Raw genomic sequence first — 22,544 nt, forward strand, 5'->3', positions numbered from 1 at the left:
ATCACCTCACGACGTTGTTCACGTTGAACACGCTCGCGGCGTGCGTCTCGGCGCGCGGCGCCTGGAACTCGAGCACCGTCACGTTCCCCGCGCCCATGGCGTCGCGGATGATCATGCGCGAGACGAAGTCGATCTCCTCGCCGCCGGCCAGCCGCACCCGGTTCCCGTACTCGAACGTCGCCGCCTTGAACACGTCGCCCCCCACCGTGAGGAACTCCGCCTTCACCCCGAGGCGGCGCTTCTTCGAGATCCAGTAGCGGATCCGGTCGTAGGTGACGTCCTTGGAGCGGGCCTTCAGGTCGAGCCGCCAGGAGGGCTCGCCGTCAACGTCCTCCTCGCCGGCGATCGTCCCCTCGTAGTCGCGCGCGTAGTTCGTGCTCGAGATGTCGCCGTTCGCGGCCTCGCCCTGGAGCCGCTGCCGGGCGGAGATCGAGATGGGGCGGCGGAGCCCCGGCTTCACCCACCAGATCGACCGGTTGTTGAAGAGGATCACCTCGCCCTTGCGGCGGGGGGGCCCGAGCGCCTCGGCGAGGCCGTCGTTCCCTCGCGCGCGGATGAGCCAGCTGCTCTTCGAGACCGAGCCCTCGTCGGTGGCCACCACCGCGACCGTCCACGTGACGCCGCGCTCGAGGCCCCCGCGGGCGCGGTCGGAGTCCCTGAGCAGCGTCTCGGCGTCCGGCGCCGCCGCGGCGCCCGCGAGGAGGAGCGAACCGACGAGGAGCACCGCGTTCATGCCGCCACCTCCACGATGAGCTTCGCCACCCGCTCGCGGACGCGACGACGCACCGCGACCCACGTCGCCCCGAGCGCGAGGACGAGGAGGAGCGCCGCCGCCCCCACCCACATGCCGGCGCTCGGCGCGATCACGAGCGGGATCGTTCCGCCCACTCCGGGCGGCTGGAACCGCACCTTCGCGGCGCGCACCCCCGCGGAGACCGCGAGCGCGAGCAAGAGCCCGGCGGCGATGGACAGCCCCGCGAGCGTCGCCGCCTCGCGGAGGAACACGCCCAGGAGCTGACGCCGCGTGAACCCGAGCGAGCGGAGCGTCCCGATCTCGCGCGTCCGCTCGAGCACGGCGAGCGTCATCGCATTGAGGACGGAGAGCGCCACGACGTTCGCGAGGAGGAGCCCGATGAAGGTGACGACGGCGCCGATCGTCTCCATCGTGCCCACGTAGTACGGGTTCGCCTTCGGGTCGTCGTACGGGTAGATGGAGACCTCGAGCCCCGCGGCCGCGAGCTTCTGCGACAGGTCCCTCGCCACCGCAGCCGTGTCCCGGTGATCATGGAGATAGGCGGCCACGTAGGTCACGCGGTCGGTGTCGTACAGGCGCTGGAAGAGATCGAGCCCGGCGACGAGGCCGGCCTGGTCGCCGTCCACCGTCCCCGCCTGGAAGAGGGACACGAGCCGCGCGTCCATCGCCCCGAAGCTCCCCTCGTGCGTCTGGACCGCGAGCTGGACCCACGGATCCGCCGCGATCCTCGCCTTCACGTCGGGCGCCTCGCACTCCAGGGCGCCAGGCGCGACCGCCGCCTCCCTTCCGGTCACGGCCGCTTTCCCGAGTCGCGCGCCCCCGAGGCCGACCGAGAGCGCGACGGGGCTCTCCTCGCCGGCGGCGTCGGGCAGCGGGCGGCCGGCGCGCGGGCGCGCGACGTCCCGGAGCGGCTCGAGCTGGGGGTGCGAGAGGATCCGGCGCTCCACGTCGAGCTCGATCCCGAGGCCGCGAAACGGGAACGTCTTGCACCCGTTCCCGGCGATGCCGGTGCCCAGGAGGTAGCGCCCACAGAACTCGACGCGCGGATCGGCGCGCAGCGCCGCGAGGATCTCCTCCTGCGCCGCGGCGTCGAGGGTGTAGGCCGCCGGCTTCGTCTGCGCCTTGCCGAGCCCGCCGCGCGCATAGACGGCCAGGTGGCCGGAGTGCTGGAGGTACACGGAGGAGAGGCGGATGAGCCCCTCGTTCCCGTTCGCGTACCCGCCGAGGAGGACGAGGCCCGCGTACCCGAGGGCGATGGCCGCGCCGGTGACGAGGTTCCGCCGGCGGTTCCGGGAGAGGTTCCGGAGCGCCAGCTTCCACCCGCCGGTCACGCCGCCGCTCCGGAGGCGGCGCCGTCGAGGCGCCCGTCGCGGATGCGCACGTGCCGGCCGACGCGTGCCATGAGCTTCTCGTCGTGGGTGGAGAAGAGAAACGTGACGTTCCGCTTCTGGTTCAGCTCCACCATGAGGTCCACGATTCGCCGGGCGGTCTCCGAGTCCAGGTTCGCGGTGGGCTCGTCCGCGAGGACGAGGATCGGCTGCGTCACGAGCGCGCGCGCGATGGCGACGCGCTGGCGCTGCCCGCCGGAGAGCTTGTCGGGCGGATGCCGCGCGTAGTCGTGGAGCCCGACGTCGTCGATGGCGCGGTGGACGCGCTCGCGTCGCTCGACCTTCGAGAGGTGCGAGTGGACTAGGAGCGGCAGCTCCACGTTCTCGTACACGTCGAGCACCGGGACGAGGTTGAACGACTGGAAGATGAACCCGATCTTCCGGTTGCGGAGCCTGCTCCGCGCGTCGTCGGCGAGCGTCGCGGCGTCCACGCCCTCGACGAGCACGCGGCCCCTGTCCGGCTCGTCGATGCAGCCGGCGAGGTTCAGCAGCGTGGACTTGCCGGAGCCGGACGGCCCCACGAGCGCGGTGAACTCGCCCGCGTGCAGCTCGAGCGTGATGCCGCGCAGCGCGGGCACCTCCGTCTCGCCGAGGCGGTAGATGCGATGCACGTCCTCGAGCCGGATGAGCGCCTGCGACATTGCCATTCCTCCCTCCGTCACCAGCTCACGACCGCGCCGGCGACCGCGGTCGCACGCAGGAGCCTCGACAGCGCGCCGCGGTACGTGCCGTGCGTCCCCATGGCCGAGGCGAAGAGGACGAGCGAGTCCGTCGCGTCGAAGCTCGCGGTCGCGAACGCCGCGCCGGAGCCGTCCTCGAGCGCGGCGAGATAGCGAAGCTGGAGCGACGTCCTCTTCGCGGGCGGCAGGTCCGGCAGGCGGAGCGAGGCGTACGCGTGCTGCCGGCCGACGATCTCGAAGCCGGGCTCGAGCCAGGCCGCGAGGCTCTCGGGCGCGGGCGCGCCGCTCGCGAAGGACACCGCGCGTGCCCCGAGGGCCAGCTGCGCCTCGGTCCAGCCCGCCTCGTCGAACACGTACTCGAGCCGGAGGTCGGCCCCACCCGCGAACGTGTAGCGGACGCCCCCGAGCGCGAGCGTGCGGAGGCCGCGGCCCGTCCCGGTTTGCTGGAACGAGACGGTCCCGGCGCCGTCCACGGGATACCAGGCGCGCGAGCCGGACTGGTGGACCGCGTCGGCGTAGATCGAGAGCCCGTCGGTCAGCGAGACGGCTCCGTACTCGCCGAACCAGCCGCGCGAGCTCTCGCCGGCGCCTCCGGTGACCCCGAGGTAGCCGCCGCCATCGGGCGCCGACCACTCGGCCTTGGCCTGCGCCTTCGGCTCGAACGGCTCCCGCGCGACGAACGGCTCGGCGCCGTTCGGCTCGATCTCGGCGAGGACGACGGCGCTCCACGCGGACCCGAGCGAGACGTTCACGCGCGCGAGGTGCTTCCCACGCACCGTGTAGAGCGGATCGCGCAGGAACCCCGTCTCGTGGAAGATCCGGTTCGACGGGCTCGCGAGCTCCGCGGGGCCCCACTGGAAGTTCTGGAGCCCGTAGGCGAGCGCGAGCCGATCGGAGACGCGCCAGGCACCGTACAGCTCGAGCCACTCCGCGGAGGCCTCGCGCTCTTCGGCCTGCCACTGGCTCGCGGCGCGGGACTTCGTCACCTGCACGCGCAGGCGCGGCCGGGCGAAGAGCTGGAGGATCGACCCGTGCTCGACCCGCAGGTCCGGACGCAGCTCCGACCCGCCCGCCGCCTGCGGCGCGCCGAGGACGTTCCGCGGATTCTGATCCGTGTCGCGGGGAGACGATCCGCCGACCGCGGTCACCCACTCGAGCCTTCCACGAAACGTGAACGCTGGCAGCTCCGCGACGGCGCCCTCGTCTGCCGCGGCGGTCGCGCACAGGAGGAGCGTCGCCACGGCGACGATCCTGCACGCATGCGTGCGATAGAGCGCCCCCATCGGTGCGTTTCGGACTACACGGTGCGTACGAGCATGTCAAACGGTCCGGGCCGGACGATCTCGCGCTCCCGACGGTCTCGTGGAGCACACGCGTCCACGTCAGAGGCGAGACCGGCGCTGCGGCGCTGCGCCGGCAAGCACCCCGCGGGAGGCGTTCCGCCGCTCGGAGGCACGGCCCAGCCGAGCGTTGCGGCGGCGTGCCGCAGCGGACATCCATGTCTCATGAACTCCGCGACGGAACCCCATGCCGACACCGCTTCGAGGTACCTCTCCCGCCCCGGCTCGAGCGCGGACGACTTTCCCGAGTGCGACCGGTGTGGCAAGGCCTTGAGCCGCGAGGCGGCGCTCGAGCGCGTCCAGCCTGGCGCCGACGACACCGAGCCTGTCTTTCTCTGCACCGGCTGCGAGCTCGGGGGCGACTAGCCCGCGGCGCACGCAGGAACCCGGTTCCGATCCGCCGCCGGGCGCCGTCGCGCGTCACGCGCGGCGCTGGAGTCCTCGATGTCCAAGCTGCGCTTCAGGATCTCGATGTCCCTGGACGGCTTCGTGGCCGGTCCGCGTCAGAGCGTGGAGAACCCGCTCGGCGAGGGTGGCATGCGCCTGCACCAGTGGGCGCTCCCGCTCGCCGTCTGGCGCGCGCCGCATGGCCTCCAGGGTGGAGAGGTGAACGAGAGCACCCCCGTCGTCGAGGAGTCTCTCGTGAACATCGGCGCCACGGTGATGGGGCGGAACATGTTCGGGGGCCACCCCGGACCGTGGAATCCCGAGAGCCCCTGGAACGGCTGGTGGGGGGCCAATCCACCCTTCCACCACCCCGTCTTCGTGCTCACCCATCACGCGAGAGAGCCGCTCGTCCTCGAGGGCGGGACGACCTTCACGTTCGTCACCGACGGCCCCGACTCCGCGCTCGAGCAGGCCCGGCGCGCCGCGGGGGGAAGGGACGTGTCGCTCGCGGGGGGCGCGAGCGTGGCCCGGCAGTATCTCGCCGCGGGCCTCGTCGACGAGATGGAGCTCCACCTCGTGCCCGCGCTGCTGGGCTCGGGCGAGCGGCTATTCGACGGCGTCGGCGACGACCTGCGCGGCCTCGAGCTCGTGCGCACGGTGGCCGCGCCGGGCGTGGTCCACCTGAAGTTCGCGCGGAGGTGATCTCAGGCAGCAGTCGGCGCCGGGCGAGGCGAGCGAGCGCGACGCCCTACTGGATGATGACCTCCGGGCAGCCCACGTCCAGGTAGAGCTTGTCGCCCTTGCGGATCGCGAGCTGGTACGTGTGGACGCCCTTCAGGTCGCGGAGGGTGGCGCGCGCGATGGGGCCGGACGCTCCCCAGCGGGCGACCGCGAACAGCGCCTTCGCCTTGTCGTCGACGACGAAGTCCCCGGGGAGGGAGCTCACCTCCACGCCGCTGCCGTATTCCTCGTCACGCTCGTTCCGCCCGGCGAGCGCTGCGCCGTCCCTGAAGACGAGCACGAACGAGTCCGCTCCCGGCGCCTGCCACTGGACGACCTCGCCCGCCGCGGCCCTGACGATCGTGGGGCTGACGGTGAGGGTGTCGTCGTGCACGATGATGTTCACGAAGGCGCTCGGTTCCACCTGCTTCTTCTTGGCGTCGGGCATCTGCTCTCTCCTTGACGGTCACTTCGGGTTCGACACCGCCGGCTCCTTGCGATCGACGAGCGCCCGGAAGCGCGGATCCCGTCCGAGCAGCGCGAGCGGCGGCGCGTTCCGGATGAACTCCCGCGGGTAGCCGGCCTCGAGCGCGGCGCGCACGGCGTCGAGCGCGCGCTCGGTGTCGCCCGCGTCGGCCTTCACGAGGGCGGACCGGAAGAGCACGAGCCCGTCGCCGGGAGCGAGCCGCAGCGCCTTCCCGATGCTCGCCGCCGCCTTGTCCCGCTCGCCGAGCGCGGCCTCGTGGATGGCGAGCCTCGACCAGGGCTCGGCGCTGCGCGGATCGACTGCGAGCTCCTTCTCCAGGAGCGCGATCGCCTGCCGGTAGTCGCGCGCGGCGTCCTCGGCGAGCCCCGACCAGCGCTCGGAGTCGGCCAGGGCGCCCCACACGCGCGCGTCGCTCCGGCCGAGCCGGACCGCCTCGCGGTACGCGGGCACGGCGTCCCGGAACCGTCCTTCGTAGAAGTAGACCGCGCCGAGGTTCGCGTGCGCCTGCGCGGTGGGGCGGAGCGAGAGGGACCTCTCGAGCGCGGCCGCGGCCTCGTCGTGCAGCCCGAGGCGCAGGTAGAGGCCGCCGAGGTTTGCGTAGCCCGCGTAGTTGTCGGGCGTGAGCTGGACGACGCGCTGGAACAGCGGCAGCGCCTCGGTGAGCCGCTCGTGCCGGTTGTAGAAGACGCCGAGGTCCTTGTACGCGGCCCAGGAGCTGGGCCGGAGCTGGATGGCGCGCCGGTAGGTCGCCTCCGCCTCCTGCGTCCGCCCCGCGGCGTCGTAGGCCCGCGCCAGCTCGCGGTAAGCGTCGGCGCTGGCGGGCTCGAGCTCGAGCGCGCGCTCGAAGCTCCGGATCGCGCTCGCGTGGTCGCCGGAGGCCGCGTGGACGAGCCCCATCGTCAGCTGCACGGGGGCGAGCCGCTCGTCGAGCTCGATCGCGCGCCGGCCACTGGCCCGCGCCTGCTCGAGGAAGCGTGCGTCCTTCGTGAGATCGTACCGGCGGAGGAAGGCCTCCGCCTTGCCGGCGTGGGCGAGGGCGTACGCGGGATCGCGCGCCAGGGCCTGGTCGAACACGGCCACCGCGCTGTCGAGGTTCTCGGCGCGGTCGTACCGCTGCAGGTAGCCCCTCCCCTCCAGGTAGAACTCGTAGGCGCCCGGCGCGGGCGGCGGATCAGCGAACGCGCTCCGCCCCGCCTCGGGCCCGAGCTCGATCTCGAGCATCTCGGCCACGCGCTCGACGAGCGCCCGCTGCAGCGCGGCGGCGTCCGCCCTCGGCGCCTCCACGTCGCGCGCGGCGACCACGAGCAGCGTCCTCGCGTCCACGAGGTCCGCGGCCACGACGACCCGATCGCGATCCCAGTGGACGCTCCCCGTGACGGCGAGGGTCGCGCCGAAGGCGGACCGCGCCTCCTTCGCGCTCGCCACCTTCTCCTTCAGCACGTCGCTCGGGGAGACGACGCGCAGCGAGCTGCGGAGCTGCTCGAGCTGGCGCAGCTTGTTCGTGACGAGCTCGACGAGGCCGGCCGAGAACGCCTCGTCCGAGCGGCTCCCTCCCACCTGACGGAACGGCAGCACCGCGACCAGCTTCTCGTCGGGGAGCGCCGGGCGGCGCGCGAAGCCCGGGAGGTGCTCGCGGACGGCGGGCGACGCCGCGACGGCCGCGACGACGGCGACCGCGGCGATCGCCGAGGCGAGGACGAGCGCGCCGGCGCGCCCGGCGAGCCGCCGGCGAACCCGGGCGAGCCGGCGACGAGGCCGGGCGCGGGCCGCGGGGGCGTCGGCTCGCTCCGGTCGCTCGAGGTCGCGCTGGAGGACGGTGAGCGCCCCGAGCACCTCGCCCAGGTCGCGCGGGCGCTTCACGGGATCCACCTCGAGCATCCGCCCCACGAGCTCGCCGAGCGCGGGCGCGTCCGGCACCTCGAGCGCCGCGACGCGCGCCCTCCCCTCCCCGCGGGCCGGCGAGCCGGCCAGCAGGCGGTGGAGGATCGCACCCAGCGCGAACACGTCGGTCCGCTCGTCCTCCGGGGCGCCCCGGCGCTGCTCGGGCGCCATGTACTCGACCGTCCCTCCGTCCACCTTGCGCTGGCCGAACGCGTGCGCGAGCCCGAGGTCGAGGACCTTCACCTGCCCGTCCTCGCAGAGGAACACGTTCGCCGGCTTGAGGTCGCGGTGGATGACCCCCTGGCCGTGCGCGTGCGCGACCCCCTTCGCGACCTCCGCCGCGATCCGGACCGCTTCACGCAGCGGCAGCTCCCCGGCCTGCAGCCGCTCGGCGAGCGTCTCCCCGCGCAGGAGCTCGAGGATGAGGTACGGCCCGTGCTCGCTCCGGCCGGCGTCGTGGAGCGTCACGATGTTCGGGTGCGACAGCCGCGCGGCGAGCTCCGCCTCGCGAAGGAGCCGCTCCTCGCGGGCGGCCACTCGCGTCTCGAGCCGCACCGCCTTGAACGCGACCGACCGCCCGAGCTCGGTGTCGCGGGCCTCCCACACGATCCCGAACCCGCCCCGGCCGATCTCGCGCACGAGCTCGAAGCGGCCGATCGCCGCGCCGGGCCGCAGCGCGCCCTCCCACGAACCCGGACGCACCGCGGGCGCGCGCGCCAGCTCCTTCAGGAGCGCGGAGAGCGAGCGGGCCACGGGCGGCGCCGCGGCCGCCGCGCCGCGAATCTCGTCGCGCTGCTCCTGCCTTGCCACCTCGGACCCCGCGAGCGGAAGTGATGCTCTCGTGTCGAATTCGCCGCGTGCGGTCGAGGCGCACGTCACGGAGGGGCTCGGGCCGACCCTCTACGGCGAGCCGGCCGACCGCCCGGCCTGCGGGCGCGGCCGCGGAGCCGGCGGCGCGGCACGGTCGGTGCGCGGGGTCCGTCCCTGTCGCCGGTCTGTTACGGTGACCGGATGAAGCTCGTGGCCCTCGTCCGCCCCGCGACGCGCCCCGACGAGGCGGCGCACGCGGTGGCCGACGCCGCGGGGCTGACGCTGGCCGAGGCTCGCATGCGCCTCGCCCCCGAGCCACCCGCGCTCCTCGCCAGACTCGCGCCGGACGAGGCCGACCGGCTCGTCCTCGCGCTGCGCGAGGCCGGGCTCGCGGCCGTGGCGGTCGAGGCCCGTTGCCCGTCCGACCGGGACCGCATCGTGGCTCACTCCTTTGCACTCGACGACCTGGGGCTCACGCTCACGCCGCGGTTCGGGGACTCGACGACGTTCGCGTGGGCCGACGTGACGGCCCTGTTCCGCGGCCTCCGCGCCTCGCGGTCCGAGATCGAGCGCCTCGAGAAGTCGAAGCGCTTCTCGGTCGGCAGGGCCGTGCTGACGGGCGGCCTCGGCATGACTCGCACCTCCACGCAGGCGGTGCGCTCGTCGAAGGAGGAGCTCGAGCAGGTGATCCTCGTCTACGCCCGCAGTGGACGCGCGGCGACGCTCTCGGAGACCCAGCTCGACTTCTCCTGCCTCGGGGCCGGGATGCAGCCCTCGAGCACCGGCAACATGCTCGAGCTCTCGCGGAGGCTGCGCGAGGAGGCGAGGAGCGCGTTCTACGACGAGCGGCTCATGCGCCTCGGTCGCCGGCCGCTGCCCTTCGTCGCGGCGGGGGAGTCGGGCTCGGTGACGCCCACGAGGACCACCACCCGCACGGACACGAGCGGCTCGCTCGACACGCTCGCCGAGGTGATGCGGCAGGCCCTCGGCGAGGGCCTGATGCCGTGACGTCGAGGCCGCCGCGGGCCGGTAGCGCGGCCGCGCGACGCGCCCTCAGCGCCCCAGCGCGGCACGCACGGCCGCCGCGAGCGGCGTCGTGGGCCGGCCGATGAGACGCCTCAGCTCGCCGCTCGAATCGTCGAGCTCGCCCTTCGCGACGTGGACGTCCGCGTCCACGTACAGGTCCGCCGCAGCGCCCGGCATCCCGGCGCCGATCAGCACCGCCCTGTACTGGTCGGGCGGCAGGTCCCGGTACGCGATCTGCTTGCCGGTCTGCCGCGACAGCTCGTCGGCGAGCTCGGCCATCGTGAACGGATGATCGCCGGCGAGCTCGTACACGGGCTTCTCGACGTCGCGGGTGAGCACCGCGACCGCGGCGTCGGCGTAGTCGGCACGCGCCGCAGCGGCGATCCGGCCATCCCCCGCGCTGCCCACGAGGGCGCCGTGCTGGAGCGCCGGCGCCAGGTGCTCCGTGTAGTTCTCGAGGTACCAGCCGTTCCGCAGGAACACGTACGGCACGCCGGACCCGCGGATCACCGCCTCGGTGGCCTGGTGCTCGGCGGCGAGCGCCAGGTTCGAGGTCCCTGCGTGCAGCACGCTCGTGTAGGCGAGGAGTCGCACCCGGGCGGCCTTCGCGGCCTCCACGACGGCGGAATGCTGCGGCACGCGCTGCCCGACCTCGCTCGACGAGATGAGCAGGACCTTCTCCGCGCCGGCCAGGGCGGGGCCCAGCGTGTCGGGCTTCGCGTAGTCGGCGCGCCGCACCTCGACGCCGAGCGCGGCGAGGTCCTTCGCCCGATCGGGGTTCCGCGCCGCGACCGCGATGTCGCGGGCCGGTACCTTCGTGAGGAGTTTCTCGACGACGAGGCGGCCGAGGTGGCCCGTGGCTCCGGTGACGACGATCATGTCTCTCTCTTCGCTGGTATTCGTAACTGGTTGAGCTACAGATGCGGCCAAAAAAAAGGGTTCGATCTTCCGGCGTCAGCGCGCGAGCCTCGTCACCTCCTGCAGCAGATCGGCGATCTTCGTCCGCTCGAGATCCCGCTCGAGGGCGAGCCGGGCCTCGCCGTAGCGGCCGGCCAGCGCCGCCTGGATGGTCCTGCCCACGGGGCACCGGGGGTTCGGCGTGCTCGCGTGCAGCGGGAAGAGCGCCTCGCTCTCGACGGCACGGTAGACGTCGCGCAGGGTGATCCCTCTGGCGGGAACGACGAGTCGCCACCCGCCGCCGGGCCCGCCCTGGGAGCGGACGAGCTTCGACTTCCGCAGCATCGCGAGCAGCCGTCGAATGACGACCGGGTTCGTGCCCACGCTGCCGGCGATGTACTCGGACGTGACGGGCTCACCGCTCGCCTCGTGGGCGAGCAGCGTGAGGATGTGGATCGCTACCGTGAGGCGGCTGCTCGGGCTCATCGCAACTCGTAACAGAATAAGTTGCGGTTAGCCTCGATGTCAAGGCGTCGCGCGCTCTTCTACCGCTGCGCTGCCGGATCGCCGGCGGGCCGTGGCAGCAAGTCCGCGAACGTGAAGCCGTCGCGCTCGACCACCTCTCCAGCGGCGACCGGGATGGGCGTTTCGAACATCGGCCCGGCCCACGCGAACGTGTGGAACTCGCCGTTCTCGCCGCAGGGGTCCACCGTCGAAGGGAGCTCGGCGAGGAGCGCCCCGTCGAACGCGCGTCCCGCGAACCGCGCGTCGAGCACCCTCGGGTCGACGCAGGTCAGGGTGGCCCGCAGGCCCGCGTCGATCATCTCACCCGCGAGCGCTCGCGTGTCGCGATCCCACAGCGGGAAGACGGGCGAGAGCCCCGTGCCGGCGAGCCGCGCCTCGCGGTAGGCCCGGATGTCGCGGAGGAACAGGTCACCGAAGACGACGTGCGTCACGCCGGCCGCGCGGGCGGCCGAGAGGGCCTCGGTCATCTCGCGCTCGTAGACCTCGTTCGAGCAGGGCCAGGGCAGCTTCACCTTCCTGCACGGGAGGCCGAGCGCCTGCGACTGCGCGTCGAGGAGGGTCTCGCGGACCGCGTGCATCGCGACGCGCGAGAACTCGGCGGTCACGGTGGTCAGCAGGCCGACGATCTCGAGGTCTCCCCGGGCGCGCACGAGGTGCAGCGCCCAGGCGCTGTCCTTGCCGCTGCTCCACGAGACGATCGCCTTCGGGCGCGTCGGGGTCCTGCCTCCAGCGGGGATGGACATCGTCGGCTCCTCCCGGCGCTCCACGGCGCCCCTCATCTCACGGAGAGCGTCAGCCCGTGCGCCGCGGCCGCGTGCCCCGCCGCCGCGAGCAGTCGCTCGTCCGGGGGCGCGAGCCCGCATCCGTCGTCGAGGTGGCCGCCCGGGCGGAAGCGCTGGACCGCCCAGCGCTGCGCGCCGGCCGCGAACGCCGCCAGGGCGTCGAGCTCGCCGGCGTCGTGGACGGGGGAGGCGAGCGTCGTCCGCACCTCGTGCTCGATCCCCGCCGCCAGCGCGAGCTCGAGGCAGCGGCGAGCCCCGAAGGGCTGCTCGGCCGAGCCGGTCAGCCACTCCGCGGCCTGGGGCAGCGCCTTCAGATCGACGGCCAGGAAGTCGACGAGCCCCGCCGCGAGCAGCGCCGCGACCACCTCCGGCCGCGTGCCGTTCGTGTCGAGCTTCACCGCGAACCCGCGCGCCTTCACCCGCGCCAGGAACGGCGCCAGGCCCGCGTGCAGCGTGGGCTCGCCACCCGTCACGACGAGCCCGTCGAGCCGCCCGCGCCGCGCCTCCAGGAGCGCGAGCACCTCGCCCTCCGGCACGGGTCGCGCCGCCGTGGCCGCGAGCAGCGACGGGTTGTGGCAGTAGCGGCAGGCGAGGTTGCAGCCCTGCGTGAAGACGACGGCGGCGAGCCTCCCGGGCCAGTCGACGAAGGAGCAGGGCCGCAGGGCCGCGATGATCAAGCTGGCACCTCGGCGGCGTCGCCCGGGCGGAGCGACAGGCGCCGCTCGAACTCGGCCTGCTTGCCCGCGTTCCACTGCTGCAGGGGGCGGAGGTACCCGACGATCCGCGAGTAGACCTCGGCGGCGGCGCCGCACCGCGGGCAGGTCGGGCGCTCACCGGCGAGGTACCCGTGCTCGCCGCACACGGAGAACGTCGGCGTGACGGTGAAGTACGGGAGCCGGTAGCGCTCGCACACGGTTCGCACGAACCGCTTCACGGTCGAGGGGTCGTCGATGGCCTCGCCGACGAAGACGTGCTGGACGGTCCCGCCCGTGTACCGCGCCTGGAAATCGTCCTGGTGATCGAGCACCGCGAAGACGTCGTCGCTCGCGTCCACCGGGAGCTGGGAGGAGTTCGTGTAGTACGGCGCGGCGCCCCGGACGGCCGCGTCCTCGTTCGCGCAGCGGATGCCCGGGTGGCGCGCCTTGTCGAACCTGGCCAGCCGGTAGCTCGTCGCCTCGGCCGGCGTCGCCTCCAGGTTGAACCGGCTGCCCGTCTCCGCCTGGTACTGCTCGAGCCGAGCGCGCATGTGGTCGAGCACGCGGAGCCCGAAGGCGCGACCGGGCCCGCTCGCGAGCGTCGTGTCGAGCAGGTTGTCGGCGGCCTCCGCGAGCCCGACGAGGCCGATGGTGGAGAAGTGGTTGCGCCAGTACGAGCCGCTCCGGGCGCGGATGTGGCGCAGGTAGTGGCGGACGTACGGATAGAGGCCCTGCTCGGTGTAACGCTCCAGGATCTTCCGCTTGAGGACCAGGCTGTCGCGGGCGAGGTCCATGACCCGGTCCAGGCGAGCCATGAAGTCGGCCTCGTCGCGCGCGAGGTGGCCGAGGCGCGGCAGGTTCACGGTGACCACGCCGATGGACCCCGTGAGCGGGCTCGCGCCGAAGAGGCCGCCGCCGCGCCGCTCGAGCTCGCGCGTGTCGAGGCGGAGGCGGCAGCACATGCTGCGGGCGTCCTCCGGCGAGAGCTCCGAGTTCACGAAGTTCGCGAAGTACGGGAGGCCGTACCGGGCGGTGACCTCCCAGAGGCGATCGAGCCGGGGGTCCTCGTAGTCGAAGCCGGGCGTGACGTTGTAGGTGGGGATCGGGAACGTGAAGACGCGCCCCTTCGCGTCGCCGCCGGCCATGACGTCGAGGAAGGCGCGGTTGAACAGGTCCATCTCCGCCTGGAACTCGCCGTACGTGGCCGCCTGCCGCTCGCCCCCGAGGACGATCGCCTCGTCGCGGAGCAGCGCGGGGCACTCGAGGTCGAGGGTGACGTTCGTGAACGGCGTCTGGAACCCGACGCGCGTCGGCACGTTGAGGTTGAAGACGAACTCCTGGAGCGCCTGGCGCACCTCCTCGTAGCCGAGCCCGTCGTGCCGGATGAACGGCGCGAGGTACGTGTCGAGGCTCGAGAACGCCTGCGCGCCCGCCGCCTCGCCCTGGAGCGTGTAGAAGAAGTTCGCGATCTGGCCGAGGGCGGTGCGGAAGTGGCGCGCCGGCGCGCTCTCGGCCTTCCCGGGCGCCCCGCGGAACCCCTCGGTGAGGAGGTCGGCGAGATCCCAGCCGACGCAGTAGACGGCGAGGAGGTTCAGGTCGTGGAGGTGGAGGTCGCCCGAGCGATGGGCGTCCCGCACCTCGGGCGGATAGAGCCGCTCGAGCCAGTAGGTGGAGCTCACGTGGCTCGCGACGTAGTTGTTGAGGCCTTGCAGGCTGAACGCCATGTTGGCGTTCTCGGCCACCTGCCAGTCGGAGCGCTCCAGGTAGGCGTCGACGAGCGCCACGCTGGCCGTGTCGGAGATCTCGCGCAGCGCGCGGTGCTGCTCGCGGTAGACGGCGTACGCCCGCGCCGTGCGCCGGTAGGGGCTCGCGAGGAGCACCTCCTCGACGACGTCCTGGATCCGCTCCACCGACGGCCGGCCCTCGATCGTCGCGATCGCGATGGCGAGGACGCGCTGGCAGAGCCGCCTCGCCTCGGCCGCGTCGACCTCGCCGGTGACGGCCCCCGCCTTGGCGATGGCTCGCTGGATGCGCTCGGCGTCGAACGGGACCACCCGTCCGTCGCGCTTCTCGATGGTCTCGAACACGGGCCCTCCTCGTGGCGGCCTCGGGACACGGAGGAGGACCCGAGCACACGACGGCCCGTACGAGGGCAGTGCGCCGAGGACCCTCCGCCCTCCCACGAGGCGTGTCGGTCGTGCCGCCGCCCGAGCATCCGGGCGACGGTCGCTGGCAGGTCTTCGGGCTCGCGAGCGCTCCGGGGCTTCCCGGACCCTACTGTCCGCCGCTTCCCAGCCGAACCGGCCAGTGCGTGTGGCGGAGGTCGTTCTCGCTTACCGCTGCGGGGCAGCCCCGGAATCTCACCGGGTTCCCTATTCGCTCGGAGCGAACCCCGAGCACCAGCGCGAGACCCAACCTATGGTGGTTCACGGTCACGGTCAACGGGATATGTTGTGCCCGGCCGTTCATGCGCCGGGCCCCTCGCGAGACGTCGATCCAGGGGATCGAGGCCCCTTGCCGACGCCCGCCTCGCGTGCGAAGTTCCGCTGCCCCCGAACAGGGCGCCCGCCGACGCCCCAGGCCCACGCGAAGGAACCGCCGATGAAGAAGACCCTGCTCGCCGCGCTCGCCCTCGTGGCGCTCCACGCCACCGCCCTCGCCGCCGACACCTCGCTCGAGACGGTGAAGAAGAAGGGCACGCTCGTCCTCGGCCTCGACGACTCGTTCCCGCCGATGGGCTTCCGGAACGACGACAACCAGATCGTCGGCTACGACATCGACCTGGCGAAGGAGGTCGCGCGGCGGCTCGGCGTGAAGCTCGTCCCGCAGGCCATCGACTGGAACGCCAAGGAGCAGGAGCTCAACACCGGCAAGATCGACTGCATCTGGAACGGCTTCACGATCACCGACGAGCGCAAGAAGGCGATGAGCTTCACGAAGCCGTACCTGCGCAACGCCCAGGTGGTGGTGGTGAAGAAGGCCTCCGGCTACTCCACCCTCGCGAGCCTCAAGGGGAAGAAGGTCGGCCTCCAGGCCGGCTCCTCGGCCGCCGACGCCCTCGAGGGCGCCAAGGCCTTCCGCGCGTCGCTCGAGGAGGTGGTGGAGTTCAAGGACAACCTCACCGCCCTGATGGACCTCGAGGCCCGCGGCGTGGACGCGGTGGTGATGGACCTCATCGTCGCCGACGACAACATCAAGCGCTCGGGCAAGGCCTACGCCGTCCTGAAGGAGACGCTCGCCCCCGAGGTGTTCGGGGTGGGCTTCCGCAAGAACGATCTCGCCCTCCGGGACGCGGTGCAGGGCGCGCTCGAGAGCATGGCCAAGGACGGCACGCTCGCCAAGGTGACCACGAAGTGGTTCGGCTCGGACATCTCGGTCGTCGGGAAGTGAGCACCCGCGCATGGTGAAGCTGCTGGGGGCGATGCTCCAGGGATCGCTCGTCTCCCTGGAGATCTTCTTCCTGACGCTGGTCTTCGCGCTCCCCCTCGCCCTGCCGGTCGCGCTCGGCCGCATGTCGGCGAGCCGGCTCCTGCGCGTCCCGGTCAACCTCTACATCCTCGTGATGCGCGGCACGCCGCTCATCCTGCAGATCCTCTTCGTCTACTTCGCCCCCTACTATCTGTTCGAGGCCTCGTACGATCGGTTCACCGCCGTGATCGTGGCCTTCACCATCAACTACGCCGCCTACTTCGCCGAGATCTACCGTGGTGGCATCCAGTCGATCGCGAAGGGCCAGTACGAGGCCGCCAAGGTGCTCGGCTTCACGCGCGCCGACACCTTCTTCCGGATCGTCCTGCCCCAGGTGGTGAAGCGGATCCTGCCGGCCTCCGCCAACGAGGTCATCACGCTCGTGAAGGACACCGCCCTCGCCCAGACCATCGGCGTGGCCGAGCTCTTCCGGGTGGCGCAGAACGCCTCCGCGCGTCAGTTCTCCACCACGCCCATCTTCGTGGCGGGGGTGTTCTACTTCGTCATGAACTGGGCGGTCTCCGAGCTCTTCCTCCGCGCCGAGCGGAAGCTCGAGTACTACAGCTGAGCCGGGCCATGGACGTCGTCACCGTCGACCACCTCTCCAAGTCCTTCGGCGACCTCCGGGTCCTCACCGACATCTCCTTCTCGGTGCACCAGGGCGAGGTGCTCGCCATCATCGGGCCGTCGGGCTCGGGCAAGTCCACGCTGCTCCGCGCCGTCACCCACCTCGAGACCGCCAGCAGCGGCAGCATCTCCATCTGCGGCACCCGGATCCTCGACCGCGGCGTCTACGCCGACAAGGCCACGCTGCGCAGCGCGCTCCTCAAGCTCGGCCTCGTGTTCCAGGACTTCAACCTGTTCCCCCACTTCTCCGTGCTGCGCAACATCACCGAGGCGCAGGTGCGCGTGCTGGGGCGCGGGAAGGCCGCGGCGCGGGAGGTGGCGCTCGCGCTGCTCGAGAAGATGGGCCTCACCGGCAAGGCCGGCGCCTATCCCTGCGAGCTCTCGGGCGGTCAGAAGCAGCGCGTCTCCATCGCGCGCGCCCTCGCCCTCGACCCGCAGGTGCTCTTCTTCGACGAGCCGACGAGCGCCCTCGACCCCGAGCTGACGGGCGAGATCCTCAAGGTCATGCGCGCCCTGGCCGCCGAGAAGATGACGATGGTGGTCGTCACTCACGAGATGGGCTTCGCCCGCGAGGTGGCCGATCGCGCCATGCTGATGGACGGCGGGGTCATCGTGGAGGAAGGCCCGGCCCGGGAGCTCATCGACAATCCCAGGAACGAGCGGACCCGGGCCTTCCTGAGGCGCTTCTCCCAGAACGGCCCCACGTAGGTCGGCGGCTCGTCACGTCTCCACGCCCCGCCGCGAGGTCGGCGCTCACGCCCTGAGCGATCTGCTCAGGCCGCGGCCGCGCCGCCCCTCCGCGAGGATTCGCCGCGCGAGCAATCGCGAGCCTTCGGCGGGGCTTTTCGCGGCCCCGAGAGCGCCGCGACGTGGCCTGCGCCGTGCAGTTCCGCCCCGGTCTCGGGAGCGCCGCCCGACCCACGGGACGACCGCATCGCCGAGCGGAAGGACGCGAGCTTGAGCGCTTCAGCCTTGGAGCGAGAGGACCTGGGGGGGAAGAAGAAGAGGCTGTTCGTCCTCGGCGCGACGGGTGGCACCGGTCGCGCGATCATCGAGCAGGCTCGCTGGCGCGGCCACCTCGTGACCGCCTTCGTGCGTTCGCCGGAGAAGCTCGAGCCCCTCCTCCGCGACGGCCTGAGCGTGGTCCCGGGCGACCCGCGCGATCGCGACGCGCTGCGCGCGGCGATGTCCGGTCACGACGCCGTGCTGTCGGCGCTCGGGCCCGCGGGGCTGGGGCCGACCACCCTCGTGAGCGACTGCGCGCGGAGCACCGTCGCCGCGATGGAGGCGACCGGCGTGCGAAGGCTCCTCATCGTCGGCGTGGCCGTGCTCTTCGAGGCGGACGGGCTCCTGAGCGCCATCGCGCGCCGGACGTTCCTGCGCAACGTGGCGAGGGACTCCGCCGAGATGGAGCACGTCGTGAGCGAGAGCGGCCTCGACTGGACCATCGCTCGACCGCCGCGGCTGACGAACGGCGGGCTCACGCGGGCCTACGGCGTGGGAGACGGCCGGATGCCTCCCGGCGCCCGCCTCACGTTGAGCCGCGCCGACCTGGCGAACTTCCTGCTCGACGAGCTCGAGCACCCCGCGCACGTACGCCGGATGGTGGGGCTCGCGTCGGTGAAGGCAGCCGAGAGGGAGGGCGCCGGCGAGCAGTTCTAGGCGCCGCGCTCGCCGCGCCCGGTCGCAGGCGCCGCGGAACCCGCCGACTCGGAGCTCGGCCGGCGGGCTTTCGCGCAGGACGGCGCGGGGGCCATAATGCCCGCTCGCCGCGCCCCTCCCGACCTCGAGGAGGGACGCGCGGCCGACGGGAGACCGGCATGAAGCTCGCGCTGCAGCTCATCGAGGCGCTCTCGGTCTTCCTCGTCATCTTCTACCTGTACTGCCGGTCCCCCGCGTTCCGGCCGCTCAAGCCCGACTGGCCCCGCCCCCGCGGCAAGATCCGCCTGTACCTCGTCTTCAGCGGCATCGCGATCCTCGGGAACTACCTCGGCGTGCCGGTCGTCGGCGGGCAGGCCATCGTGAACGCGCGGGCGGTCGGCTCGACGCTCGCCGGCCTGCTGGGCGGCCCCGCCCTCGGGATGCTCGTGGGGGCCACCGCCGGCCTGCACCGCGTGACCGCGATGACCGGCGCGGCCGCGTTCCCGGGCGCCGTCTCCACCACGCTGGAGGGCCTCCTCGGCGGCCTCGTGCACGTCGCCCTGAAGCGCCGGCCCGAGCGCCTGATGACGCCGCGGGTCGCCTTCGCGACGACCCTCGTCGGCGAGATCCTCCACATGGTGATCGTGCGGTACCTGACGCAGGCGCCGCCCGAGCAGGCCATCGCGATCGTGAAGGCGATCGCCGGGCCCATGGTGATCGCGAACCCCATCGGCGCCGCGCTCTTCATGGCGGTGCTCCTCGAGCGCCAGCGCGAGCAGGACCGCGTCGCGGCGACGTCCTCGGCCCGCGCCCTCAAGGTCGCGGACCGCACGCTGCGCCTCCTCGTGCGCGGGATCGGCCGCGACACCGCCGGCGAGCTCGCCGCGATCATCAAGGAGGAGACGGGCGTCGGCGCGGTGGGGGTCACCGACACCGAGCGCGTCCTCGGCTGGGCCGGCATGGGCTCCGACCACCACCTGCCGGGCAACCCGATCGCCTCGCCTTACACGCGCCAGTCGATCGCGGAGAACGCGGTCGTGTTCGCCGACGGCGTCCGCCAGGCCTACGACTGCACGGTGTCGCCGAGCTGCCAGCTCAGCTCGATGGTGATCGCGCCGCTGCAGGTGGACGGCAGCGTCGTCGGGACGGTCCAGCTCTTCGAGCCGCGCGGGCGCCGCTTCCTCAACATGAACAAGTCGCTCGGCGAGGGGCTCGGCGCCGTGCTCTCGAGCCAGCTCCTCATCGCGCGCTACCAGGAGCAGAAGAGCCTGCTCGTCATGTCGGAGCTGAAGCTCGCCCAGGCGCAGGTGAACCCGCACTTCCTGTTCAACGCGCTCAACACCATCATCGCCATCCTGCGCCGCGACGGCGACCGCGCGCGGGACCTGCTCATCCACCTCTCGAACTTCTTCCGCAAGAACCTGAAGCGCTCGAGCGACGTGTCGACGCTCCGCGAGGAGCTCGAGCACGTCGGCGCGTACCTCGAGATCGAGAAGGCGCGGTTCGAGGGGCGCATCGCCGTCGAGACCGACGTGGACCCGGAGCTCCTCTCGCTCGAGATGCCCGCGTTCACCCTCCAGCCGCTCGTCGAGAACGCCTTCAAGCACGGGCTCTCGGACATGCTCGGCGAGGGGCGCGCCACCATCCGCGCCTTCCGGAAGGACGGCGCGGCGCTCATCGAGGTCGAGGACAACGGCGGCGCGTGGAAGGAGCAGCCGCGCGAGAAGGCCGGCCTCGGCATGCAGATCGTCGACAAGCGCGTGAAGAACCTCTTCGGCGAGGCGTTCGGCCTGACCGTCACCTGCGTGCCGCAGGAGCTCACGCGCGTGACGGTGTGCCTGCCCGGGAAGGGAGCCGCCGCGTGATGCGGGCCCTCATCGTGGACGACGAGCTGCACGCGCGCGAGGAGCTCGAGTCGCTCCTCCTCGAGACCGGCGCGTTCTCGATCGCGGGCCGCTGCGGCAACGCCGTCGAGGCCATCCAGGCCATCCGCAAGCAGCGGCCGGACGTGGTGTTCCTCGACATCCAGATGCCGGCCATCTCCGGGTTCGAGCTCCTCTCGATGCTGGACGACGACGAGCTGCCGGCGATCGTCTTCGTCACCGCCCACGACGCGTTCGCGCTGCGCGCCTTCGAGGAGCGCGCCCTCGACTACCTCCTGAAGCCCGTCTCGCGCGAGCGGCTCGCGAAGACCGTGGAGCGGCTGCGGAAGCTCCCCGGCGCCGAGGCCCGGCCCGGGTACCCGCGCGCCGAGATCCGGCGCATCCCCTGCCTCGCCGCCCGCGCGATCAAGCTGGTGGACGTCCCGGAGGTCGAGTTCGTGCGGTCGAGCGAGGCCGGCGTGTACGTCGTCACCGCGAAGGCGGAGCTCTTCACCGAGCTCACGCTGAAGGTGCTCGAGGAGCGCGCCGGGCTCGTCCGCTGCCACAAGCAGTTCCTCGTCAACGCCGACCAGGTCGACGAGATCAGCATCGACGAGGGCCTCGCGGTCATCCGGACCCGGTCCGGGAAGGACGTGCCGGTGAGCCGCCGGCACCTGCCCGCCGTGAAGGCCCGCCTCGATCTCTGAGGCCCGCCGGTCACCCCGCGAAAGACCCCGCTCCCCTCCGCTCCGCGACCGGTCGCCCGGAACGGGCGGGGTGCGCCCGCGCCGCGTGCGAGACCAGCGTGACGGAAGCTCCGCGAACGCCGGCGTCTCGAACCGCAGGAGAGCGACATGACGTGGACGCAGACCTACGTGCCCCTCGGCAACCTCCACCTCTCCGCGCTCGTGGCGGCGATCCCCGTGGTCGTCCTCCTCGCGGCGCTCGCGTTCTTCCACGTGAAGGCGCACGTCGCGGCGCTGCTCGGGCTCGTGCTCGCCCAGGGCATCGCCGTCGGCGTCTACGGCATGCCCCTCGGCATGGCGGGGGCGACCGCCGCGTACGGCGCGGCCTTCGGCCTCCTGCCCATCGGCTGGATCATCCTGAACGCCATCTTCATCTACGACATCACCGTGAAGACCGGGAAGTTCGAGGTGGTGAAGGACACCATCGGAGGCCTCGCGGGCGACCGGCGCATCCAGGTGCTCCTCATCGCGTTCGCGTTCGGCGCGTTCATCGAGGGGGCCGCGGGGTTCGGCACGCCGGTCGCGATCAGCGCCGCGATGCTCATCGGCCTCGGCTTCAAGCCCCTCGCCGCCGCCGGCCTGGCGCTCATCGGCAACACCGCGCCCGTGGCCTACGGCGCGCTCGGCACCCCGATCATCACGCTCGCCAAGGTCACCGGCCTGAACGAGCTGGCCCTCTCCTCGATGGCGGGGCGCCAGCTCCCGCTGTTCTCGCTGATGGTCCCGTTCTGGCTCGTGTGGGCCATGGCCGGGTTCCGCGGGATGCTCGGGGTGTGGCCGGCGTGCCTCGTCGCGGGGCTCTCCTTCGCGATCCCCCAGTTCCTCGTCTCGAACTTCATCGGGCCGAACCTCGTCGACATCGTCGCCGCGGCGTCCTGCATCGTCGTGACCTACGCCTTCCTCAAGGTGTGGCAGCCGAAGGAGGAGTGGCGGTTCCCCGAGGAGCGCGCGACGGAGGCCGCCGCAGCGCCGCAGCGCCGGTCCGTCGGCGCCGCCGCCGCGTTCCGCCGCCACACCTTCGGCGAGGCGTTCATGGGCTGGATGCCCTGGATCGTCCTCTCCGTCTCGGTGTTCGTGTGGGGCCAGCCCGCCGTGAAGAGCTGGCTGAACGGGCTGTTCAACCCGACGTTCGACGTGCCGTTCCTCCACAACCTGGTCCTCAAGGCGCCGCCCGTCGCCGCCAAGGTCCACCCCGAGGCGGCGCGGTTCAGCCTGAACCTCCTCTCCGCCACGGGCACGGCCCTCCTCCTCGCGGGCGTGGTCGCGGGCCTGTGGCTGAGGCTGTCGCCCGTCACGCTCGCCAGGACCTACCTCGGCACGCTGAAGCGGGTGCGCTACTCGCTCCTCACGATCGCCGCCATGCTCGCCCTCGGGTTCACGACGCGCTACTCGGGCTCCGACTCGACGATGGGCCTCGCGTTCGCCTCGACGGGCTTCCTGTTCCCGTTCTTCTCGCCGCTGCTCGGCTGGCTCGGCGTGGCGCTGACCGGCTCCGACACCTCGTCGAACGTGCTGTTCGGCAACCTCCAGGTGGTCTCGGCCCAGCAGATCGGGATGAACCCGATCCTCGCGGCCGCGTCCAACAGCTCGGGCGGCGTCATGGGCAAGATGATCGACGCCCAGAGCATCGTCGTGGCGTCGGTGGCGACGAAGCAGGACGGCCACGAGGGCGCCATCCTGCGCTACGTGTTCTGGCACTCGCTCGCGCTGGCGTGCCTCGTCGGCGTGGTCGTGCTCGTCCAGGCGTACTGGCTGCAGTGGATGGTCCCCCACTAGAGGGGGCCGGCGTCACGGGGCTGCGCCCAGATTCGCCGGGGAGGGCGTCGCG

At 72.4% G+C, this 22,544-nt stretch carries 21 protein-coding genes and 1 riboswitch; of the genes, 10 read left to right on the forward strand and 11 right to left on the reverse strand.

Going from position 1 to position 22,544, the window contains the following annotated elements:
* Window position 1 precedes the first annotated feature (1 nt).
* From MNZ29_RS00880 to MNZ29_RS00895, 4 genes are read right to left on the reverse strand one after another with little or no spacing between them, the layout of a single operon-like run.
* Window positions 2–733, reverse strand: coding sequence for an outer membrane lipoprotein-sorting protein (locus MNZ29_RS00880; protein ID WP_242352253.1), 732 nt, complete (start codon window positions 731–733; stop codon window positions 2–4).
* Window positions 730–2,085, reverse strand: a complete 1,356-nt coding sequence (locus MNZ29_RS24775) for an ABC transporter permease (protein WP_242352255.1) — start codon at window positions 2,083–2,085, stop codon at window positions 730–732. The genes MNZ29_RS00880 and MNZ29_RS24775 overlap by 4 nt, the downstream gene beginning before the upstream one ends.
* The gene (locus MNZ29_RS00890; protein ID WP_242332939.1) at window positions 2,082–2,783 is read right to left on the reverse strand and encodes an ABC transporter ATP-binding protein; all 702 of its coding nucleotides are present in this window, start codon (window positions 2,781–2,783) and stop codon (window positions 2,082–2,084) included. Before MNZ29_RS00890 ends, MNZ29_RS24775 begins: the two co-directional genes overlap by 4 nt.
* A gap of 17 nt (window positions 2,784–2,800) precedes the next feature.
* Window positions 2,801–4,063, reverse strand: coding sequence for a hypothetical protein (locus tag MNZ29_RS00895; protein ID WP_242352257.1), 1,263 nt, complete (start codon window positions 4,061–4,063; stop codon window positions 2,801–2,803).
* Between the two features lie 264 nt (window positions 4,064–4,327).
* On the opposite strand from MNZ29_RS00895, the gene MNZ29_RS00900 reads away from it, so the two are divergent.
* Window positions 4,328–4,528 (forward strand): hypothetical protein, encoded by a 201-nt coding sequence (locus MNZ29_RS00900; protein WP_242332941.1) that lies wholly within the window; start codon window positions 4,328–4,330, stop codon window positions 4,526–4,528.
* Window positions 4,529–4,606: 78 nt separating this feature from the next.
* A complete protein-coding gene (locus MNZ29_RS00905) occupies window positions 4,607–5,251 on the forward strand; it encodes a dihydrofolate reductase family protein (RefSeq protein WP_242332942.1) in 645 nt (214 codons plus the stop codon).
* Between the two features lie 46 nt (window positions 5,252–5,297).
* On the opposite strand, the gene MNZ29_RS00910 is transcribed toward MNZ29_RS00905, so the two are convergent.
* Both MNZ29_RS00910 and MNZ29_RS00915 read right to left on the reverse strand, forming a co-directional pair.
* A complete protein-coding gene (locus MNZ29_RS00910; protein ID WP_242332943.1) occupies window positions 5,298–5,717 on the reverse strand; it encodes a hypothetical protein in 420 nt (139 codons plus the stop codon).
* 18 nt (window positions 5,718–5,735) lie between these two features.
* Window positions 5,736–8,447 carry a serine/threonine-protein kinase gene (locus tag MNZ29_RS00915; RefSeq protein ID WP_242352259.1) on the reverse strand — a complete coding sequence of 904 codons (2,712 nt, stop codon included), beginning with the start codon at window positions 8,445–8,447 and terminating at the stop codon, window positions 5,736–5,738.
* Window positions 8,448–8,648: 201 nt separating this feature from the next.
* Here MNZ29_RS00915 and MNZ29_RS00920 point away from each other — a divergent pair, with 201 nt between their 5' ends.
* Complete coding sequence (locus tag MNZ29_RS00920; protein ID WP_242352260.1) at window positions 8,649–9,455, forward strand: hypothetical protein; 807 nt, start codon at window positions 8,649–8,651, stop codon at window positions 9,453–9,455.
* A gap of 45 nt (window positions 9,456–9,500) precedes the next feature.
* Here the strand turns inward: MNZ29_RS00920 and MNZ29_RS00925 are convergent, their stop codons facing one another.
* The 5 genes from MNZ29_RS00925 to MNZ29_RS00945 form a co-directional block, all read right to left on the reverse strand.
* Complete coding sequence (locus MNZ29_RS00925; RefSeq protein WP_242352262.1) at window positions 9,501–10,352, reverse strand: SDR family oxidoreductase; 852 nt, start codon at window positions 10,350–10,352, stop codon at window positions 9,501–9,503.
* Window positions 10,353–10,427: 75 nt separating this feature from the next.
* Window positions 10,428–10,856: an Rrf2 family transcriptional regulator gene (locus MNZ29_RS00930; RefSeq protein ID WP_242352263.1), complete on the reverse strand. Its 429-nt coding sequence runs from the start codon at window positions 10,854–10,856 to the stop codon at window positions 10,428–10,430.
* Between the two features lie 59 nt (window positions 10,857–10,915).
* Window positions 10,916–11,638 (reverse strand): adenine nucleotide alpha hydrolase, encoded by a 723-nt coding sequence (locus tag MNZ29_RS00935; RefSeq protein ID WP_242352265.1) that lies wholly within the window; start codon window positions 11,636–11,638, stop codon window positions 10,916–10,918.
* 32 nt (window positions 11,639–11,670) lie between these two features.
* Window positions 11,671–12,354, reverse strand: coding sequence for an anaerobic ribonucleoside-triphosphate reductase activating protein (locus MNZ29_RS00940; RefSeq protein ID WP_242332951.1), 684 nt, complete (start codon window positions 12,352–12,354; stop codon window positions 11,671–11,673).
* A complete protein-coding gene (locus MNZ29_RS00945) occupies window positions 12,351–14,459 on the reverse strand; it encodes a ribonucleoside triphosphate reductase (protein WP_242352267.1) in 2,109 nt (702 codons plus the stop codon). Before MNZ29_RS00945 ends, MNZ29_RS00940 begins: the two co-directional genes overlap by 4 nt.
* A 126-nt stretch (window positions 14,460–14,585) precedes the next feature.
* Window positions 14,586–14,791, reverse strand: a riboswitch (cobalamin riboswitch).
* 182 nt (window positions 14,792–14,973) lie between these two features.
* On the opposite strand from MNZ29_RS00945, the gene MNZ29_RS00950 reads away from it, so the two are divergent.
* The 7 genes from MNZ29_RS00950 (at window position 14,974) to MNZ29_RS00980 (ending at window position 22,492) form a co-directional block, all read left to right on the forward strand.
* The gene (locus MNZ29_RS00950) at window positions 14,974–15,762 is read left to right on the forward strand and encodes an amino acid ABC transporter substrate-binding protein (protein ID WP_242332953.1); all 789 of its coding nucleotides are present in this window, start codon (window positions 14,974–14,976) and stop codon (window positions 15,760–15,762) included.
* 10 nt (window positions 15,763–15,772) lie between these two features.
* On the forward strand, window positions 15,773–16,408 hold the full coding sequence (locus tag MNZ29_RS00955) for an amino acid ABC transporter permease (RefSeq protein WP_242332954.1): 636 nt from the start codon (window positions 15,773–15,775) through the stop codon (window positions 16,406–16,408).
* Window positions 16,409–16,416: 8 nt separating this feature from the next.
* Complete coding sequence (locus MNZ29_RS00960) at window positions 16,417–17,175, forward strand: amino acid ABC transporter ATP-binding protein (RefSeq protein ID WP_242352269.1); 759 nt, start codon at window positions 16,417–16,419, stop codon at window positions 17,173–17,175.
* Between the two features lie 249 nt (window positions 17,176–17,424).
* Window positions 17,425–18,129 carry an NAD(P)-dependent oxidoreductase gene (locus MNZ29_RS00965; RefSeq protein ID WP_242352271.1) on the forward strand — a complete coding sequence of 235 codons (705 nt, stop codon included), beginning with the start codon at window positions 17,425–17,427 and terminating at the stop codon, window positions 18,127–18,129.
* Between the two features lie 158 nt (window positions 18,130–18,287).
* On the forward strand, window positions 18,288–19,973 hold the full coding sequence (locus MNZ29_RS00970; protein WP_242352273.1) for a sensor histidine kinase: 1,686 nt from the start codon (window positions 18,288–18,290) through the stop codon (window positions 19,971–19,973).
* Complete coding sequence (gene btsR, locus MNZ29_RS00975; RefSeq protein WP_242333170.1) at window positions 19,973–20,677, forward strand: two-component system response regulator BtsR; 705 nt, start codon at window positions 19,973–19,975, stop codon at window positions 20,675–20,677. Before MNZ29_RS00970 ends, btsR begins: the two co-directional genes overlap by 1 nt.
* A gap of 147 nt (window positions 20,678–20,824) precedes the next feature.
* Complete coding sequence (locus MNZ29_RS00980) at window positions 20,825–22,492, forward strand: L-lactate permease (RefSeq protein WP_242332958.1); 1,668 nt, start codon at window positions 20,825–20,827, stop codon at window positions 22,490–22,492.
* Window positions 22,493–22,544 lie beyond the last annotated feature (52 nt).

The sequence above is a fragment of the Anaeromyxobacter sp. SG64 genome, assembly GCF_022690745.1.
Taxonomy (GTDB): Bacteria; Myxococcota; Myxococcia; order Myxococcales; family Anaeromyxobacteraceae; genus Anaeromyxobacter; species Anaeromyxobacter soli.

What these genes read in the sequence shown, in the direction of transcription:
- MNZ29_RS00880 (WP_242352253.1), bottom strand. Translation starts at nt 733, where the DNA reads ATGAACGCGGTGCTCCTCGTCGGTTCGCTCCTCCTCGCGGGCGCCGCG.
- MNZ29_RS00890 (WP_242332939.1), bottom strand. Translation starts at nt 2,783, where the DNA reads ATGTCGCAGGCGCTCATCCGGCTCGAGGACGTGCATCGCATCTACCGC.
- MNZ29_RS00900 (WP_242332941.1), top strand. Translation starts at nt 4,328, where the DNA reads ATGAACTCCGCGACGGAACCCCATGCCGACACCGCTTCGAGGTACCTC.
- MNZ29_RS00905 (WP_242332942.1), top strand. Translation starts at nt 4,607, where the DNA reads ATGTCCAAGCTGCGCTTCAGGATCTCGATGTCCCTGGACGGCTTCGTG.
- MNZ29_RS00910 (WP_242332943.1), bottom strand. Translation starts at nt 5,717, where the DNA reads ATGCCCGACGCCAAGAAGAAGCAGGTGGAACCGAGCGCCTTCGTGAAC.
- MNZ29_RS00920 (WP_242352260.1), top strand. Translation starts at nt 8,649, where the DNA reads ATGAAGCTCGTGGCCCTCGTCCGCCCCGCGACGCGCCCCGACGAGGCG.
- MNZ29_RS00925 (WP_242352262.1), bottom strand. Translation starts at nt 10,352, where the DNA reads ATGATCGTCGTCACCGGAGCCACGGGCCACCTCGGCCGCCTCGTCGTC.
- MNZ29_RS00930 (WP_242352263.1), bottom strand. Translation starts at nt 10,856, where the DNA reads ATGAGCCCGAGCAGCCGCCTCACGGTAGCGATCCACATCCTCACGCTG.
- MNZ29_RS00935 (WP_242352265.1), bottom strand. Translation starts at nt 11,638, where the DNA reads ATGTCCATCCCCGCTGGAGGCAGGACCCCGACGCGCCCGAAGGCGATC.
- MNZ29_RS00950 (WP_242332953.1), top strand. Translation starts at nt 14,974, where the DNA reads ATGAAGAAGACCCTGCTCGCCGCGCTCGCCCTCGTGGCGCTCCACGCC.
- MNZ29_RS00955 (WP_242332954.1), top strand. Translation starts at nt 15,773, where the DNA reads ATGGTGAAGCTGCTGGGGGCGATGCTCCAGGGATCGCTCGTCTCCCTG.
- MNZ29_RS00960 (WP_242352269.1), top strand. Translation starts at nt 16,417, where the DNA reads ATGGACGTCGTCACCGTCGACCACCTCTCCAAGTCCTTCGGCGACCTC.
- MNZ29_RS00970 (WP_242352273.1), top strand. Translation starts at nt 18,288, where the DNA reads ATGAAGCTCGCGCTGCAGCTCATCGAGGCGCTCTCGGTCTTCCTCGTC.
- btsR (WP_242333170.1), top strand. Translation starts at nt 19,973, where the DNA reads ATGCGGGCCCTCATCGTGGACGACGAGCTGCACGCGCGCGAGGAGCTC.
- MNZ29_RS00980 (WP_242332958.1), top strand. Translation starts at nt 20,825, where the DNA reads ATGACGTGGACGCAGACCTACGTGCCCCTCGGCAACCTCCACCTCTCC.